Origin of the sequence: Pseudomonas sp. NFX5, assembly GCF_049132125.1 — a bacterium.
GTDB lineage: Bacteria > Pseudomonadota > Gammaproteobacteria > Pseudomonadales > Pseudomonadaceae > Aquipseudomonas > Aquipseudomonas marginalis.
The window spans coordinates 22,678-36,256 of record NZ_JAFMZG010000018.1; the positions used below are offsets into that span (position 1 = coordinate 22,678).

General features: G+C 62.3%; 16 protein-coding genes. 8 read left to right on the top strand and 8 right to left on the bottom strand.

Annotated features, from left to right (window positions below):
- Positions 1-14 precede the first annotated feature (14 nt).
- Genes J1N02_RS11470 through J1N02_RS11485 form a run of 4 tightly spaced genes read left to right on the top strand, consistent with a single transcriptional unit; the run spans position 15 to position 2,583 of the window.
- A complete protein-coding gene (locus J1N02_RS11470; protein WP_027606095.1) occupies positions 15-449 on the top strand; it encodes a DUF4426 domain-containing protein in 435 nt (144 codons plus the stop codon).
- Positions 446-1,042: an RdgB/HAM1 family non-canonical purine NTP pyrophosphatase gene (gene rdgB, locus J1N02_RS11475; RefSeq protein ID WP_027606096.1), complete on the top strand. Its 597-nt coding sequence runs from the start codon at positions 446-448 to the stop codon at positions 1,040-1,042. The genes J1N02_RS11470 and rdgB overlap by 4 nt, the downstream gene beginning before the upstream one ends.
- 59 nt (positions 1,043-1,101) lie before the next feature.
- Positions 1,102-2,241: a radical SAM family heme chaperone HemW gene (gene hemW, locus J1N02_RS11480; protein ID WP_421147368.1), complete on the top strand. Its 1,140-nt coding sequence runs from the start codon at positions 1,102-1,104 to the stop codon at positions 2,239-2,241.
- Positions 2,242-2,259: 18 nt separating this feature from the next.
- Positions 2,260-2,583, top strand: coding sequence for a DUF3392 domain-containing protein (locus tag J1N02_RS11485; RefSeq protein WP_010207241.1), 324 nt, complete (start codon positions 2,260-2,262; stop codon positions 2,581-2,583).
- Positions 2,584-2,723: 140 nt separating this feature from the next.
- Here J1N02_RS11485 and trmB read toward each other — a convergent pair whose 3' ends face one another.
- The 4 genes from trmB to J1N02_RS11505 form a co-directional block, all read right to left on the bottom strand.
- Complete coding sequence (trmB, locus tag J1N02_RS11490) at positions 2,724-3,449, bottom strand: tRNA (guanosine(46)-N7)-methyltransferase TrmB (RefSeq protein ID WP_027606098.1); 726 nt, start codon at positions 3,447-3,449, stop codon at positions 2,724-2,726.
- A gap of 9 nt (positions 3,450-3,458) precedes the next feature.
- Positions 3,459-4,253: a thiazole synthase gene (locus tag J1N02_RS11495; protein WP_421147360.1), complete on the bottom strand. Its 795-nt coding sequence runs from the start codon at positions 4,251-4,253 to the stop codon at positions 3,459-3,461.
- A 60-nt stretch (positions 4,254-4,313) separates the two neighbouring features.
- Complete coding sequence (gene thiS, locus J1N02_RS11500; RefSeq protein WP_049711100.1) at positions 4,314-4,514, bottom strand: sulfur carrier protein ThiS; 201 nt, start codon at positions 4,512-4,514, stop codon at positions 4,314-4,316.
- Positions 4,515-4,585: 71 nt separating this feature from the next.
- Positions 4,586-4,966, bottom strand: a complete 381-nt coding sequence (locus tag J1N02_RS11505) for a DUF423 domain-containing protein (RefSeq protein WP_065938111.1) — start codon at positions 4,964-4,966, stop codon at positions 4,586-4,588.
- Between the two features lie 74 nt (positions 4,967-5,040).
- On the opposite strand from J1N02_RS11505, the gene mtgA reads away from it, so the two are divergent.
- Positions 5,041-5,763 carry a monofunctional biosynthetic peptidoglycan transglycosylase gene (gene mtgA, locus J1N02_RS11510; protein ID WP_169898737.1) on the top strand — a complete coding sequence of 241 codons (723 nt, stop codon included), beginning with the start codon at positions 5,041-5,043 and terminating at the stop codon, positions 5,761-5,763.
- 46 nt (positions 5,764-5,809) lie between these two features.
- Here the strand turns inward: mtgA and rpoH are convergent, their stop codons facing one another.
- From rpoH to ftsY, 4 genes are all read right to left on the bottom strand, one after another.
- Complete coding sequence (rpoH, locus tag J1N02_RS11515; RefSeq protein ID WP_003176698.1) at positions 5,810-6,664, bottom strand: RNA polymerase sigma factor RpoH; 855 nt, start codon at positions 6,662-6,664, stop codon at positions 5,810-5,812.
- Between the two features lie 129 nt (positions 6,665-6,793).
- The gene (ftsX, locus tag J1N02_RS11520) at positions 6,794-7,816 is read right to left on the bottom strand and encodes a permease-like cell division protein FtsX (RefSeq protein WP_065923857.1); all 1,023 of its coding nucleotides are present in this window, start codon (positions 7,814-7,816) and stop codon (positions 6,794-6,796) included.
- Positions 7,813-8,484 carry a cell division ATP-binding protein FtsE gene (ftsE, locus tag J1N02_RS11525; protein WP_003213784.1) on the bottom strand — a complete coding sequence of 224 codons (672 nt, stop codon included), beginning with the start codon at positions 8,482-8,484 and terminating at the stop codon, positions 7,813-7,815. The genes ftsX and ftsE overlap by 4 nt, the downstream gene beginning before the upstream one ends.
- Positions 8,481-9,860 (bottom strand): signal recognition particle-docking protein FtsY, encoded by a 1,380-nt coding sequence (gene ftsY / locus J1N02_RS11530; RefSeq protein WP_027606104.1) that lies wholly within the window; start codon positions 9,858-9,860, stop codon positions 8,481-8,483. The genes ftsE and ftsY overlap by 4 nt, the downstream gene beginning before the upstream one ends.
- Positions 9,861-10,092: 232 nt before the next feature.
- Here ftsY and J1N02_RS11535 point away from each other — a divergent pair, with 232 nt between their 5' ends.
- From J1N02_RS11535 to rsmD, 3 genes are read left to right on the top strand one after another with little or no spacing between them, the layout of a single operon-like run.
- Positions 10,093-11,448, top strand: coding sequence for a M16 family metallopeptidase (locus tag J1N02_RS11535; RefSeq protein ID WP_027606105.1), 1,356 nt, complete (start codon positions 10,093-10,095; stop codon positions 11,446-11,448).
- Positions 11,441-12,931 carry a M16 family metallopeptidase gene (locus tag J1N02_RS11540; protein WP_368963714.1) on the top strand — a complete coding sequence of 497 codons (1,491 nt, stop codon included), beginning with the start codon at positions 11,441-11,443 and terminating at the stop codon, positions 12,929-12,931. Before J1N02_RS11535 ends, J1N02_RS11540 begins: the two co-directional genes overlap by 8 nt.
- Positions 12,931-13,548: a 16S rRNA (guanine(966)-N(2))-methyltransferase RsmD gene (gene rsmD / locus J1N02_RS11545; protein WP_027606107.1), complete on the top strand. Its 618-nt coding sequence runs from the start codon at positions 12,931-12,933 to the stop codon at positions 13,546-13,548. Before J1N02_RS11540 ends, rsmD begins: the two co-directional genes overlap by 1 nt.
- The last annotated feature ends 31 nt before the right edge of the window (positions 13,549-13,579 follow it).

Below are 13,579 nucleotides of genomic sequence, written 5' to 3' on the forward strand. Positions count from 1 at the left end.
CAAGAGGGACGATCATGAGTCGCTTGGCTATTTTTCTACTGACTGCATGCCTGGGCGCCAGCGCCATGGCGGCGGACACTATCGACGCTAATCGCAAGAAAGACTTCGGTGATATCACCGTTCATTACAACACCTTCACCTCCAGCTTCCTGCAGCCGGAAACCGCCCAGAAAGTCGGCGTGGTGCGCAGCAAGGAGAAGGGCTTGATCAATGTGACCGTGATCAAGGGCGTAACCCCGGTGGCAGCGCAGGTGACAGGCACCATCAAGGACCTGGGCGGCAAGAGCGAGATCCTGACGTTCAAGCAAATCGACGAGAAAGGCGGGATCAATTACCTCGCGCCGTACTCCGTGACGCAGCGGGAATACAAGACGTTTACCATCAATGTGGAAACCGGCGGCAAAGCCCATAGCTTCCAATTCAACCAGGAACTGTTTCCGGCGGAATGATGAACCTTACTCAACTCGTATTGGCCAGCCATAACGCCGGCAAGCTCAAAGAACTCCAGGCCATGCTCGGCGAATCCGTGCAGCTGCGCTCGATCGGCGAGTTCAGCCAGGTGGAGCCGGAAGAGACCGGCCTGTCGTTCGTCGAGAACGCCATCCTCAAGGCGCGCAATGCCGCACGGATCTCGGGCCTCCCGGCGCTGGCGGACGACTCTGGCCTGGCGGTGGACTTCCTCGGCGGCGCGCCGGGTATCTACTCGGCGCGTTATGCCGATGGCAAGGGCGACGCGGCCAACAACGCCAAGCTGCTGGACGCGCTCAAGGACGTGCCGGACGCGATGCGCGGCGCGCAGTTCGTCTGTGTGCTGGCCTTGGTGCGGCATGCCGATGACCCGCTGCCGATCCTCTGCGAAGGCCTGTGGCACGGGCGCATCCTGCACGCTGCCAGCGGTGAGCACGGTTTTGGCTATGACCCGTTGTTCTGGGTGCCGGAGCGCAATGTCTCCAGCGCCGAATTGAGCCCGGCCGACAAGAACCAGATCAGCCACCGCGCCCGCGCAATGGATTTGCTGCGCCAGCGCCTGGGCTTGAAATGACCCGGAACACCTCCGCGCAGCCGCTGATCCACGGTGGCGCGCAAACACCACGGGCGGCCATGCCGGTGCTGCCGCCCCTGGCGCTGTACATCCACATCCCGTGGTGCGTGCGCAAATGCCCTTACTGCGACTTCAACTCCCACACCGCCAGCAAGGTGCTGCCGGAAGAAGAGTATGTGGACGCCTTGCTGGCCGACCTCGATCAGGACCTGCACGCGGTGTATGGGCGCGAACTGAGTTCGATCTTCTTCGGCGGCGGCACGCCAAGCCTGTTCAGCGCTGCGGCGCTGGGCCGATTGCTCAAAGGCGTGGAAGCACGTATCCCGTTTGCCGGCGACATCGAAATCACCCTGGAAGCCAACCCCGGCACGTTCGAGCAAGAGAAGTTCGTCGCCTACCGCGCGCTGGGGATCAACCGGCTGTCCATCGGCATCCAGAGCTTCCAGCAGGCAAAGCTTGAGGCCCTGGGCCGTATCCACAACGGCGACGAGGCCGTACGCGCCGCCGGAATGGCGCGCCAGGCCGGGTTCGACAACTTCAACCTGGACCTGATGCACGGCTTGCCCGATCAGTCCCTGGACGATGCGTTAAGCGACCTGCGCCAGGCTATCGCGCTCAAACCCACACACCTGTCCTGGTACCAGTTGACCCTGGAACCCAACACCGTGTTCTGGAACCAGCCGCCCGCGCTGCCGGAAGACGATACCCTGTGGGACATCCAGGAAGCCGGCCAGGCGCTGCTGGCCGAACACGGTTACGCACAATACGAAGTGTCGGCCTACGCCCAGCCCGGGCGCCCGGCGCGACATAACCTCAACTACTGGAGTTTCGGCGACTTTATCGGCATCGGCGCCGGCGCCCACGGCAAGCTCAGCCATCCGGACGGGCGCATTGTGCGCACCTGGAAGACCCGCGCGCCGAAGGACTACCTCAACCCGGCCAAAAGCTTCCAGGCCGGGGCGAAGGCGCTGACCAACGAAGAGTTGCCGTTCGAGTTCCTGATGAACGCCCTGCGCCTCACCGAGGGCGTCGACGCCACGCTCTACGCCGAACGCACCGGCCTCGACCTGGCGAGCCTCGACGAGGCGCGGCGCGAGGCAGAACAAAGTGGCTTAATGCAGGTCGAACCGTCACGCCTGGCGGCCACCGACCGCGGGCAACTCTTTCTCAATGACCTGTTGCAGAAGTTTTTGAGCTGATCGCTCTAAGGAAATCGAATGGATCTGGTACTCGACCTGCTCGCCACCGTATCCCGCTGGAGCCGCAGCAACCTGTCGGAAATCTCCCTGGCCCTTGTGGGCTGTTTGCTGGTGCTGTTTGGCGCCGACATCAAGGGCTGGGTCGAAGCACGCCTGGGCAGCGTTGCCGGCGCGTTGCGCGTACCGTTGATGGCCCTGCTGTGCATGATCGGCAGTGGTGCGGCGCTGATCTATGCGACGCCGTGGATTGTGCGTGGCTTGAGCCAGTTCAATAACTACAGCCTGGCGCCGGTGCTGGTGGTGGTGCTGGTGTTGATTGGCGTCGTCGCCGATCGCCGCTGACCTCAAATCCAACACAAAACAACTGTGGGAGGGGGCTTATCCCCGATAGCTGAGGGTCAGTCGACATCAAAGTGACTGATCCACCGCTATCGGGGGCAAGCCCCCTCCCACATTGAATTGCATTTCAAGTCAGTGGCGAGTTACGCCAGCTTCTCGAACTTCAAATCCCAAACCCCATGCCCCAGCCGCTCACCACGCCGCTCGAACTTGGTGATCGGGCGTTCGGCCGGGCGTGGTACGCATTTGCCGTCTTGCGCCAGGTTGCGGTAGCCAGGGGCAACGTCCATCACTTCCAGCATGTATTCGGCATAGGGTTCCCAGTCGGTAGCCATATGCAGGATACCGCCGACTTTCAGCTTGCTGCGCACCAGTTCCGCGAAGGAAGCCTGGACGATGCGGCGCTTGTGGTGACGGCTCTTGTGCCAAGGGTCCGGGAAAAACAGCATCAGGCGGTCGAGGCTGTTGTCGGCGATGCAGCGGTTGAGCACTTCGATCGCGTCGCAGTCATAGACCCGCAGGTTGGTCAGGCCTTGAGTCAGCACGCCATTAAGCAGCGCACCGACACCTGGGCGGTGGACTTCCACACCGATGAAATCCTGTTCCGGCGAGGCTGCGGCCATTTCCAGCAGGGAGTGACCCATGCCGAAACCGATTTCCAGGGAACGCGGGGCCGAACGGCCGAACACCTGGTCATAGTCCACCGGCGCGTCGGCCAGGGGCAGGACGAACAGCGGCGTACCTTGCTCCAGGCCCTTTTGCTGGCCCTCGGTCATGCGGCCGGCGCGCATCACAAAACTCTTGATGCGGCGGTGCTTGGACTCGTCGCCTTCTTCCACAGTGTTCGGCGTTTCGTTTGATTCAGTCATCAATGGCTCTTACTTGATCAGACCATCCAGCGGCGAAGAGGCGCTGGCGTAGAGTTTTTTTGGCATGCGCCCGGCGAGGTAGGCCAGGCGGCCGGCGACGATGGCGTGTTTCATGGCTTCGGCCATCATGATCGGTTGCTGGGCGTGGGCGATGGCCGAGTTCATCAGCACCGCGTCACAGCCCAGTTCCATGGCGATGGTGGCGTCGGAGGCGGTACCGACACCGGCGTCCACCAAGACCGGGATCTTGGCTTCTTCGAGGATGATCTGCAGGTTGTACGGATTGCAGATACCCAGCCCGGAACCGATCAGGCCGGCCAGCGGCATCACGGCGATACAGCCGATTTCGGCCAGTTGGCGGGCGATGATCGGGTCATCGCTGGTGTAGACCATCACGTCAAAACCTTCCTTGACCAGGGTTTCTGCGGCCTTGAGGGTTTCGATCACGTTGGGGAACAGGGTTTTCTGGTCAGCCAGCACTTCCAGCTTGACCAGGTTGTGGCCGTCGAGCAGTTCACGGGCCAGGCGGCAGGTGCGCACGGCTTCGATGGCGTCGTAGCACCCGGCGGTGTTCGGCAGGAAGGTGTAGCGATCCGGCGACAGCACGTCGAGCAGGTTCGGCTCGCCTTCGATCTGGCCGAGGTTGGTACGGCGCACGGCGAAGGTCACGATCTCGGCGCCCGAGGCTTCGATGGCCTGGCGGGTTTCTTCCATGTCGCGGTACTTGCCGGTGCCGACCAGCAGACGGGACTGGTAGGTACGACCGGCCAGGACGAAGGGCTTGTCGCTACGAACGATGCTCATGGGAAATCCTCGAAATGGGGTGAGGTTCTGCAGAATCCGGGGCTACATAAAAGCGCGGGACTAGCCGCCGCCGATGGCGTGGACCACCTCGACCTGGTCACCCTCGGTGAGCGTGGTCTCGGCGTGCTGGCTACGCGGGACGATATCCAGGTTGAGTTCCACTGCGACGCGACGCCCGGTCAGGTCCAGGCGGGTCAGCAGGGCCGCAACGGTTTCGCCGTCGGGCAGTTCAAGGGATTCGCCGTTCAACTGAATGCGCATGCCACGGGCCGCCATCGATTTTAGGGGCCAGCATTCTAGCCCGATTGGCACCTGAAGGTCAGCTCCAAGCGTCAAGCGGTCAGTTGCATGCGCCAGGCAGCCAGGCCCAGGAAGAACCAACCCAGCAGGAACGCCAACCCGCCGAAGGGCGTAATGATGCCGAGTTTGCTGATCCCCGTGGTGGTCAGCACGTACAGGCTGCCGGAGAACAGCAGGATACCGACGACAAAGGACACGCCCGCCCACGTCACCAGGCGCCCCGGAATATGCGCCAGCAGCAGCGCCACGCCGAACAGCGCCAGAGTGTGCACCAACTGATAAGTCACGCCGGTGTGAAAGATCGCCAGGTACTCGGCGCTCAGGCGGCTTTTCAGGCCATGGGCGGCGAACGCACCGAGGGCGACACCGGTGAAGCCGAAAAAGGCAGCCAGCATCAGAAAGCTACGCAGCATGAGGAACTCCAGTCAGACTCATTGGGCAGGGTCTGTATAATGGCCCGCTCAACGGGTTCGGCCAAGCCATCTCTATGCTGCGTGTCCTCTTCAAACGCTTTCTCACCATCGTGAAATGGTTTGCCATCGGCAGTGTTCTGCTGGTGCTGCTGTTCCGTGTCGTCCCGCCGCCCTTCACCGCGCTGATGGTGGAGCGCAAGGTCGAATCCTGGTTCGACGGCGAGCCCATTGACCTGCAACGCACCTGGGTGCCGTGGGACGAGATCTCCGACGAGCTGAAAGTGGCGGTGATGGCCGGTGAAGACCAACGTTTCCCGCAGCACTGGGGCTTTGATTTCGGCGCGATCCAGGCGGCGCTCCTGCACAACGAACGCGGCGGTTCGATCCGTGGCGCGAGCACGCTGAGCCAGCAGGTGTCGAAAAACCTGTTCCTGTGGGCGGGTCGCAGTTATTTGCGCAAAGGCCTGGAGGCCTGGTTTACCGGGCTGATCGAGGTGTTCTGGCCCAAGCAGCGGATTCTTGAGGTGTACCTCAACAGCGTGGAATGGGATGAAGGCGTGTTTGGCGCAGAAGCGGCGGCGCGACATCACTTTGGGGTGAGTGCCAAGGGGTTGTCCCGGCAGCAGGCCAGCTACCTGGCGGCGGTGTTGCCTAATCCACGGGTGTGGAGTGCCAGCCATCCGACCGCGTATGTGGCGCGGCGGGCAGCCTGGATTCGCCAGCAGATGAGCCAGCTGGGCGGAGAGGGTTACCTGGTGGAACTGAACAATTCCCGCAAAGCGCCTTGGTCCGACTGATACAACACAAAACAAATGTGGGAGGGGCTTACCCCCTCCCACATGTTCAGGCGGCGATCGACAACTTCAGCTTGTTCATCGCGCTTTTCTCAAGCTGACGAATGCGCTCGGCCGACACGTTGTACTTCTGCGCCAGGTCGTGCAGCGTGGCTTTTTCTTCCGCCAGCCAGCGCTGGTAGAGGATGTCACGGCTGCGGTCGTCCAGCACTTCCAGCGCTTCGTGCAGGTTGTGGTTGGAGTTATCGCTCCAGTCGGCGTCTTCCAGTTGACGCGCCGGGTCGTACCGGTGGTCTTCCAGGTAGTTGGCCGGCGATTGGAAAGCACTGTCGTCGTCCGCTTCGGCGGCCGGGTCGAAGGCCATGTCATGGCCGGTCAAGCGGCTTTCCATCTCGCGCACTTCACGGGGCTCCACGCCGAGGCTTTCGGCCACGCGGTGGACTTCCTCGTTGTTCAGCCACGCCAGGCGTTTTTTCTGGCTGCGCAGGTTGAAGAACAGCTTGCGCTGGGCCTTGGTGGTCGCGACTTTCACGATGCGCCAGTTGCGCAGGATGAACTCGTGGATTTCCGCCTTGATCCAGTGCACGGCAAACGACACCAGGCGCACGCCCATCTCAGGGTTGAAGCGCTTTACAGCCTTCATCAGGCCGACGTTGCCTTCCTGGATCAGGTCAGCCTGGGCCAGGCCGTAGCCGCTATAGCTACGGGCGATATGTACGACAAAACGCAGGTGGGCGAGCACCATCTGCCGAGCCGCCCCCAAATCCTGCTCATAGTAGAGACTCTCGGCCAGTTCACGCTCCTGCTCGGGCGTCAGCAATGGAATGCTGTTGACCGTGTGCACATAGGCTTCCAGGTTCGCACCCGGGACCAAGGCATAAGCAGGTTGCAAAGAAGTGGTCATACGAAAAAACCTCCGACTCACATAACTCGTGCAGTTCAGCACTGCGAAAATTGACCGGGAACCGTAGGACAAGTTCCCTAAACCACTGATACGGCCAATACAAACGAAACCACATTACCCTGACATTAACTACTTCGGTGCCAGCTCGCGTAAATGCCGTGCGACCGCAATCCAGGCACCGATATAACCCAACAATACCGCGCCAAGCAAGAGCGACAGACCATCGGCAACCGGCACCCCGGCCAGGGCAAAATCGCTGCCGTACAAGCCGGCAAGCCCGACAACCGCGTCGTTCAGCCAGTTCAGGCCGAACGCCAGCACGCCCCAGGACAAAATCCCCGCACCCAGGCCATAAAGCGCGCCCATGTACAGAAAAGGCCGACGCACATAGCTGTCCGTGCCGCCGACCAGTTTAATCACTTCTATCTCGGTGCGACGGTTTTCAATATGAAGACGAATGGTATTACCTATCACCAAAAGTAATGCAGACACCAACAGCACCGTCAGGCCGAACACAAACCGGTCGCCCAGCTTGAGGATCGCCGCCAGGCGCTCCACCCAGACTAGATCAAGTTGCGCCTGTTGCACCTTCGGCATCTCTGCGAGTTTTTGTCGCAGGGCTTCAAGGCCCGCCTTGTCGACTTCATTCGGCGTCACCAGCACCACGCCCGGCAGCGGGTTCTGCGGCAGCTCTTTCAGCGCCTCGCCCAGGCCGGACTGTTGCTGGAACTCCTCAAGGGCCTGGTCGCGGCTGACGTACTCGGCGTCCGCGACGCCCGGCATGTTCTTGATATCGTCCCGTAGTGCTTCGCCTTCCTTGGTGCTGGCATCGAGGTTCAGGTACAGGGAAATCTGTGCCGCACGCTGCCAGGAACCGCCCAGGCGCTCGACATTATTAAGCAGCAACGACAAGCCCATCGGCAGGCTCAGGGCCACGGCCATCACCAGGCAGGTAAAAAAGCTGCCGATCGGCTGCTTGCCCAGGCGACGCAGGCTGTCCAGCAGGCTGGCGCGATGGCTTTCGATCCAGGCGCGCAGCAGGGTGCTGAAGTCGGGGCCATCGTCATCGTCGTGTTTTTTCTTTTTCGGTTGCGGATCGGCCGGTTTCGGCGCCACGCGCTCGGAAACCTTGGGGCTACGTGTTGCACTCATACGCCAGCCTCCCCGTCACCGATCAGGCGACCGCGTTGCAGGGTCAGCATGCGATGGCGCATGCGGGCGATCAGCGCCAGGTCATGGCTGGCGATCAGTACGCTGGTGCCCAGACGGTTGATGTCTTCGAATACGCCCATGATCTCGGCCGCCAGGCGCGGGTCGAGGTTACCGGTGGGTTCGTCCGCCAGCAGCAAGGCCGGGCGGTGGACGATGGCGCGGGCAATGCCGACGCGCTGTTGCTGGCCGGTGGACAGGTCGCCGGGGTAGAGGTCGGTCTTGTCCGACAGCGCCACGCGCTCCAGGGCCGAATCCACACGCTTGACGATTTCGGCCTTGGACAGCCCAAGAATCTGCAACGGCAGGGCAATGTTGTTGAACACCGTGCGATCGAACAGCAACTGGTGGTTCTGGAACACCACGCCGATCTGGCGGCGCAGGAACGGGATCTGCGCATTGCTGATGGTAGCCAGGTCCTGGCCCGCCAGCAGCAACTTGCCCGTGGTCGGGCGTTCCATGGCCAGCAGCAGGCGCAACAGCGTACTTTTGCCGGCCCCCGAGTGACCGGTGACAAACAAGAACTCGCCGCGGCGCACTCGAAAGCTCAGCTCATGCAAGCCCACATGCCCGTTGGCATAGCGTTTACCGACCTGTTCGAATCGAATCATGAACGCTCCCGCTCGGCAAACAGTGCCTGGACAAAGGGTTCGGCTTCAAAGGTGCGCAGGTCGTCGATGCCTTCACCGACGCCGATATAACGAATCGGCAACCCGAACTGCTTGGCCAGGGCGAAGATCACGCCACCTTTGGCCGTGCCGTCGAGCTTAGTCAAGGCCAGGCCGGTCAGCTGGACCGTCTGGTTGAATTGCTTGGCCTGGCTGATGGCGTTCTGCCCGGTACCGGCGTCGAGCACCAGCAGCACTTCGTGCGGGGCGTCTGCATCGAGCTTGCCGATCACGCGGCGGACTTTCTTCAGCTCTTCCATCAGGTTGTCTTTGGTGTGCAGGCGACCGGCGGTATCCGCGATCAGCACGTCGATGTTACGAGCCTTGGCGGCTTGCACGGCGTCGAAGATCACCGAGGCGGAATCGGCACCGGTGTGCTGGGCGATGACCGGGATCTTGTTGCGCTCCCCCCAGACCTGCAATTGCTCGACGGCAGCGGCGCGGAAGGTGTCGCCGGCGGCGAGCATGACTTTCTTGCCTTCCGACTGCAGCTTCTTGGCCAGTTTGCCGATGGTGGTGGTCTTGCCGGCGCCGTTGACACCCACGACCAGGATCACGAACGGCTTGTTCGGGGTGATCACCAGCGGCGCCTCAACGGGCTTGAGCATCGCAGCCAGTTCGGCCTGCAAGGATTTGTAGAGGGCGTCGGCATCGGTCAACTGCTTGCGCGCGACCTTCTGGGTCAAGCTCTGGATGATCACGGCGGTGGCTTCGACGCCCACGTCGGCGGTCAGCAGGCGGGTTTCGATGTCTTCCAGCAGCTCATCGTCGATGACTTTCTTGCCGAGGAACAGGCTGGCCATGCCTTCGCCGATGCTGGCGCTGGTCTTGCTCAGGCCTTGCTTGAGGCGGGCGAAGAAGCCGGTCTTGCTGGTTTCGGTGGAGGCGACGGGCGCTTCGACGACGGCGGGAGCGGCAACCACTGGCTCGACGAGCGCGGGCACGGGGGCGGGAGCTTCGACAACGACCGGCTGTGGCTCAACGGTCACCGGAATCGGCGGCACCACATGCTCGGCCTGCACATCTTCAACCAGCGCCACAGGCTCTTCGGGCACCGGCAGCTCAGGCCACGGCTTGTGTTCGGGCTCAGGCTCCACCTCGGCCACCGGCTGCAACACCGGCTCAGCCATCGGCAACACCACCGGCGCCGGCGCTTCGGCAACGGGCTCGGCTTCTACTATAGGCTCGGGGATCGGCTCAGCTTGAACCTGTGGCTGTTCAGCGACGGTTTCCTGCGGCTTTTTGCGCAGCCATCCGAACAGGCCTTTCTTCTCGCCAGCCGCAGCTGGGGTCTTCTTGTCGTCGTTGGAACCAAACATGGAGACGGCTATCTCAAGGTAGCGACGCGCCAAGGGGCACATCGGTAAATAAAATTCGATGCGTAACAGACTGTTTTTTAGCCAGCTCGTTCATGCGCAACATTTTGTAAGGCCTAAATAGGGCCTTAACAAGACAGCCATAGTGGCCGTCCCTAGGTCGGATCAGTATCCTAGCACCTCCTCGCCCGCCGACGCTAAGACCAAGCGGGCAGCCCAACAGGTTTAAAAACGAATGAATGCTCTAGCCCGCCACGCCGCAGGCCTGCTGTTCAGCACAGTTTGTCTGCCCCTTTCAGCCTTGGCTGCCGACCCACAACCCACCCATGAATTCACCCTGGATAACGGCCTCAAGGTGGTCGTGCGCGAAGACCATCGCGCGCCGGTGGTGGTTTCCCAGGTCTGGTACAAGGTCGGTTCGAGCTACGAAACCCCGGGCCAGACCGGTTTGTCCCACGCCCTGGAGCACATGATGTTCAAGGGCAGCGCCAAGGTCGGCCCCGGCGAAGCCTCGCTGATCCTGCGTGACCTGGGCGCCGAAGAAAACGCCTTCACCAGCGATGACTACACCGCCTACTACCAGGTGCTGGCCCGTGACCGCCTGGGCGTTGCCTTTGAGCTGGAAGCCGACCGCATGGCCAGCCTGCGCCTGCCGGCCGACGAGTTCAGCCGCGAAATCGAGGTAATCAAGGAAGAACGCCGCCTCCGCACCGACGACAACCCGATGTCCAAGGCCTTCGAGCGCTTCAAGGCGATGGCCTTCCCGGCCAGCGGCTATCACACCCCGACCATCGGCTGGATGGCCGACCTCGACCGCATGAAGGTCGAGGAGCTGCGCCACTGGTACCAGTCCTGGTATGTACCGAACAACGCCACGTTGGTGGTGGTCGGCGACGTCACCCCGGACGAGGTAAAAAACCTGGCCCAGCGCTACTTCGGCCCGATCCCCAAGCGTGACGTACCGCCCGCCAAGGTTCCGATGGAGCTGGCCGAGCCCGGCGAGCGCCTGCTGACCATGCATGTGCAGACCCAATTGCCGAGCGTGATCCTGGGCTTCAACGTACCTGGCCTGGCCACCGCCGAAGACAAGCGTTCGGTCCAGGCCCTGCGCCTGATCTCGGCCCTGCTGGACGGCGGCTACAGTGCACGGATCTCCGAGCAACTGGAGCGTGGCGAAGAGCTGGTATCCGCCGCGTCCACCAACTACGACGCCTACACCCGGGGCGACAGCCTGTTCACCCTCTCGGCCACCCCGAACCAGCAGAAGAAAAAGACCGTTGCCCAAGCCGAAGCCGGCCTGTGGCGCCTGCTGGAAGAGTTGAAGGCCAAGCCACCGACCGCCGAAGAACTGGAACGCATCCGTGCCCAGGTCATTGCCGGCCTGGTGTACCAACGCGATTCCATCACCAGCCAGGCCACGGCCATCGGCTCCCTGGAAACCGTGGGCCTGTCCTGGAAACTCATGGACACCGAACTGGCCGACCTGCAAAGCGTGACCCCGGAAGATATCCAGAAGGCCGCGCGCACCTATTTCACCCGCGAACGTCTGAGCGTCGCCCATGTTTTGCCTGAGGAGACCGCTCATGAGTGATCGCAAAAGCAGCCGCCTGATCCTGCCGGGCCTGATCGTCGTCACGTTGATCGCGGCGAGCGCCGTGTACTTCCTGCGCCCGAGTGACTCCGTCGCCAGCCAGGCATTGGACAAGGCTCAATCGACCAACAAACTGCAATCCCTGGCGGAACTGGACGGCAAGGCGCCGACCAACCGCAAGCTCGACGTGCAAACCTGGACCACCGCCGAAGGCGCCAAGGTGCTGTTCGTCGAAGCCCATGAGTTGCCGATGTTCGACATGCGCATCCTGTTCGCCGCCGGCAGCAGCCAGGACGGCAACGTGCCGGGCCTGGCGCTGATGACCAACGCCATGCTCAACGAAGGCGTACCGGGCAAGGATGTGAGCCAGATTGCCAGTGGTTTTGAAGGCCTGGGCGCCGACTTTGGCAATGGCGCTTATCGCGATATGGCGCTGGTGTCCCTGCGCAGCCTCAGCGACAGCGCTAAACGCGACGCCGCCCTGGCGCTGTTTGACGAGGTGATCGGCAAGCCGACCTTCCCCGCCGACTCCCTGGCGCGGATCAAGAACCAGATCCTCGCCGGCTTTGAATACCAGAAGCAGAATCCCGGTAAGCTGGCGAGCCTGGAGCTGTTCAAGCGCCTGTACGGCGATCACCCCTATGCTCACCCGAGTGAAGGCACGCCGCAAAGCGTTCCGAAGATTACCCTCGCGCAGCTGCAGGCGTTCCACGCCAAGGCTTATGCGGCGGGTAATGCAGTGATTGCCGTGGTCGGCGACTTGACCCGCGCCGAAGCCGAAGCGATGACCGCCAAAGTGTCCGCTTCGCTGCCCAAGGGCCCGGCCATGGCGAAGATCGCCCAGCCGACCGAGCCCAAGGCCGGCCTGAGCCATATCGAGTTCCCGTCCAAACAGACTCACCTGCTGTTCGCCCAATTGGGCATCGACCGCGCCGACCCGGACTACGCAGCCCTGTCCCTGGGCAACCAGATTCTCGGCGGCGGCGGCTTCGGAACCCGCTTGATGAGCGAAGTGCGCGAGAAACGTGGCCTGACCTATGGGGTGTATTCCGGTTTCTCGCCGATGCAAGTGCGTGGCCCGTTCATGATCAACCTGCAGACCCGCGCCGAAATGAGCGGCGGCACCCTGCGCCTGGTCGAAGACGTGCTCGCCGACTACCTCAAGACCGGCCCGACGCAAAAGGAACTGGATGACGCCAAGCGCGAGCTGGCCGGCAGCTTCCCGCTGTCCACCGCAAGCAACGCCGATATCGTCGGACAGCTGGGCGCCATGGGTTTCTACAACCTGCCGCTGAGCTATCTGGAAGATTTCATGAAACAATCCCAGGCCCTGACCGTAGAGCAGGTCAAGGCTGCCTTGAACAAACACTTGAGCGCCGACAAGATGGTCATCGTGACCGCCGGCCCAACGACTGCGCAAAAGCCACTACCGCCCCCCACTGATAAACCTGCCGAGCAGCCGCTCGGGGTTCCGGAGCATTAATGGCCAGTTCATCTCGCCCGAAAAAACCTGTCCACAACGTGCATAACGGTGTGGGCCAACTGCGCATCATTGGCGGCGAATGGGGCAGCCGCAAGCTGAGCTTCCCCGACGTCGTGGGCCTGCGCCCGACGCCGGATCGCGTACGTGAAACCCTGTTCAACTGGCTGGCGCCGTACATCGCCGGCGCCAAGGTGCTGGACCCGTTCGCCGGCAGTGGCGCGCTGTTCCTGGAGGCGCTGTCCCGTGGCGCAGCCCAGGCCCAGGCGCTGGATGCCAGCAATGTCGCGGTGTCCAGCCTCAAGGAACACCTGGGCACCCTGCGCTGCACCAATGGCCAGGTGCAGACCGCCGACGCCCTGCGCTACCTGGAAACCCAGGCGCCCAGTGCCTACGACGTGGTGTTCCTCGACCCACCGTTCAACCAGAACCTGTTGCCGACCGTGTGCGCCTTGCTCGAAGAGCGCCAATGGCTGGCACCGGATGCGTGGATCTACACTGAAAGCGAGACCGCGCCGTCTACCCTGGGCTTGCCGGGCGCCTGGCGCCTGCACCGGGAGCAGAAATCCGGTCGTGTGTATTACGCGCTGTGGCATCGATTGGTCGAAAGCGTCGCTTAAAATCTGTGGTGAGCAAGCCTGCTCACCACAG

Coding starts and splice junctions, on each gene's coding strand:
- thiS (WP_049711100.1), bottom strand. CDS start 4,514: ATGCGCATTCAGTTGAACGGCGAATCCCTTGAACTGCCCGACGGCGAA.
- rdgB (WP_027606096.1), top strand. CDS start 446: ATGATGAACCTTACTCAACTCGTATTGGCCAGCCATAACGCCGGCAAG.
- ftsX (WP_065923857.1), bottom strand. CDS start 7,816: ATGAGTGCAACACGTAGCCCCAAGGTTTCCGAGCGCGTGGCGCCGAAA.
- ftsY (WP_027606104.1), bottom strand. CDS start 9,860: ATGTTTGGTTCCAACGACGACAAGAAGACCCCAGCTGCGGCTGGCGAG.
- J1N02_RS11485 (WP_010207241.1), top strand. CDS start 2,260: ATGGATCTGGTACTCGACCTGCTCGCCACCGTATCCCGCTGGAGCCGC.
- J1N02_RS11495 (WP_421147360.1), bottom strand. CDS start 4,253: ATGAGCATCGTTCGTAGCGACAAGCCCTTCGTCCTGGCCGGTCGTACC.
- J1N02_RS11535 (WP_027606105.1), top strand. CDS start 10,093: ATGAATGCTCTAGCCCGCCACGCCGCAGGCCTGCTGTTCAGCACAGTT.
- J1N02_RS11540 (WP_368963714.1), top strand. CDS start 11,441: ATGAGTGATCGCAAAAGCAGCCGCCTGATCCTGCCGGGCCTGATCGTC.
- mtgA (WP_169898737.1), top strand. CDS start 5,041: ATGCTGCGTGTCCTCTTCAAACGCTTTCTCACCATCGTGAAATGGTTT.
- trmB (WP_027606098.1), bottom strand. CDS start 3,449: ATGACTGAATCAAACGAAACGCCGAACACTGTGGAAGAAGGCGACGAG.
- rpoH (WP_003176698.1), bottom strand. CDS start 6,664: ATGACCACTTCTTTGCAACCTGCTTATGCCTTGGTCCCGGGTGCGAAC.
- J1N02_RS11470 (WP_027606095.1), top strand. CDS start 15: ATGAGTCGCTTGGCTATTTTTCTACTGACTGCATGCCTGGGCGCCAGC.
- ftsE (WP_003213784.1), bottom strand. CDS start 8,484: ATGATTCGATTCGAACAGGTCGGTAAACGCTATGCCAACGGGCATGTG.
- J1N02_RS11505 (WP_065938111.1), bottom strand. CDS start 4,966: ATGCTGCGTAGCTTTCTGATGCTGGCTGCCTTTTTCGGCTTCACCGGT.
- hemW (WP_421147368.1), top strand. CDS start 1,102: ATGCCGGTGCTGCCGCCCCTGGCGCTGTACATCCACATCCCGTGGTGC.
- rsmD (WP_027606107.1), top strand. CDS start 12,931: ATGGCCAGTTCATCTCGCCCGAAAAAACCTGTCCACAACGTGCATAAC.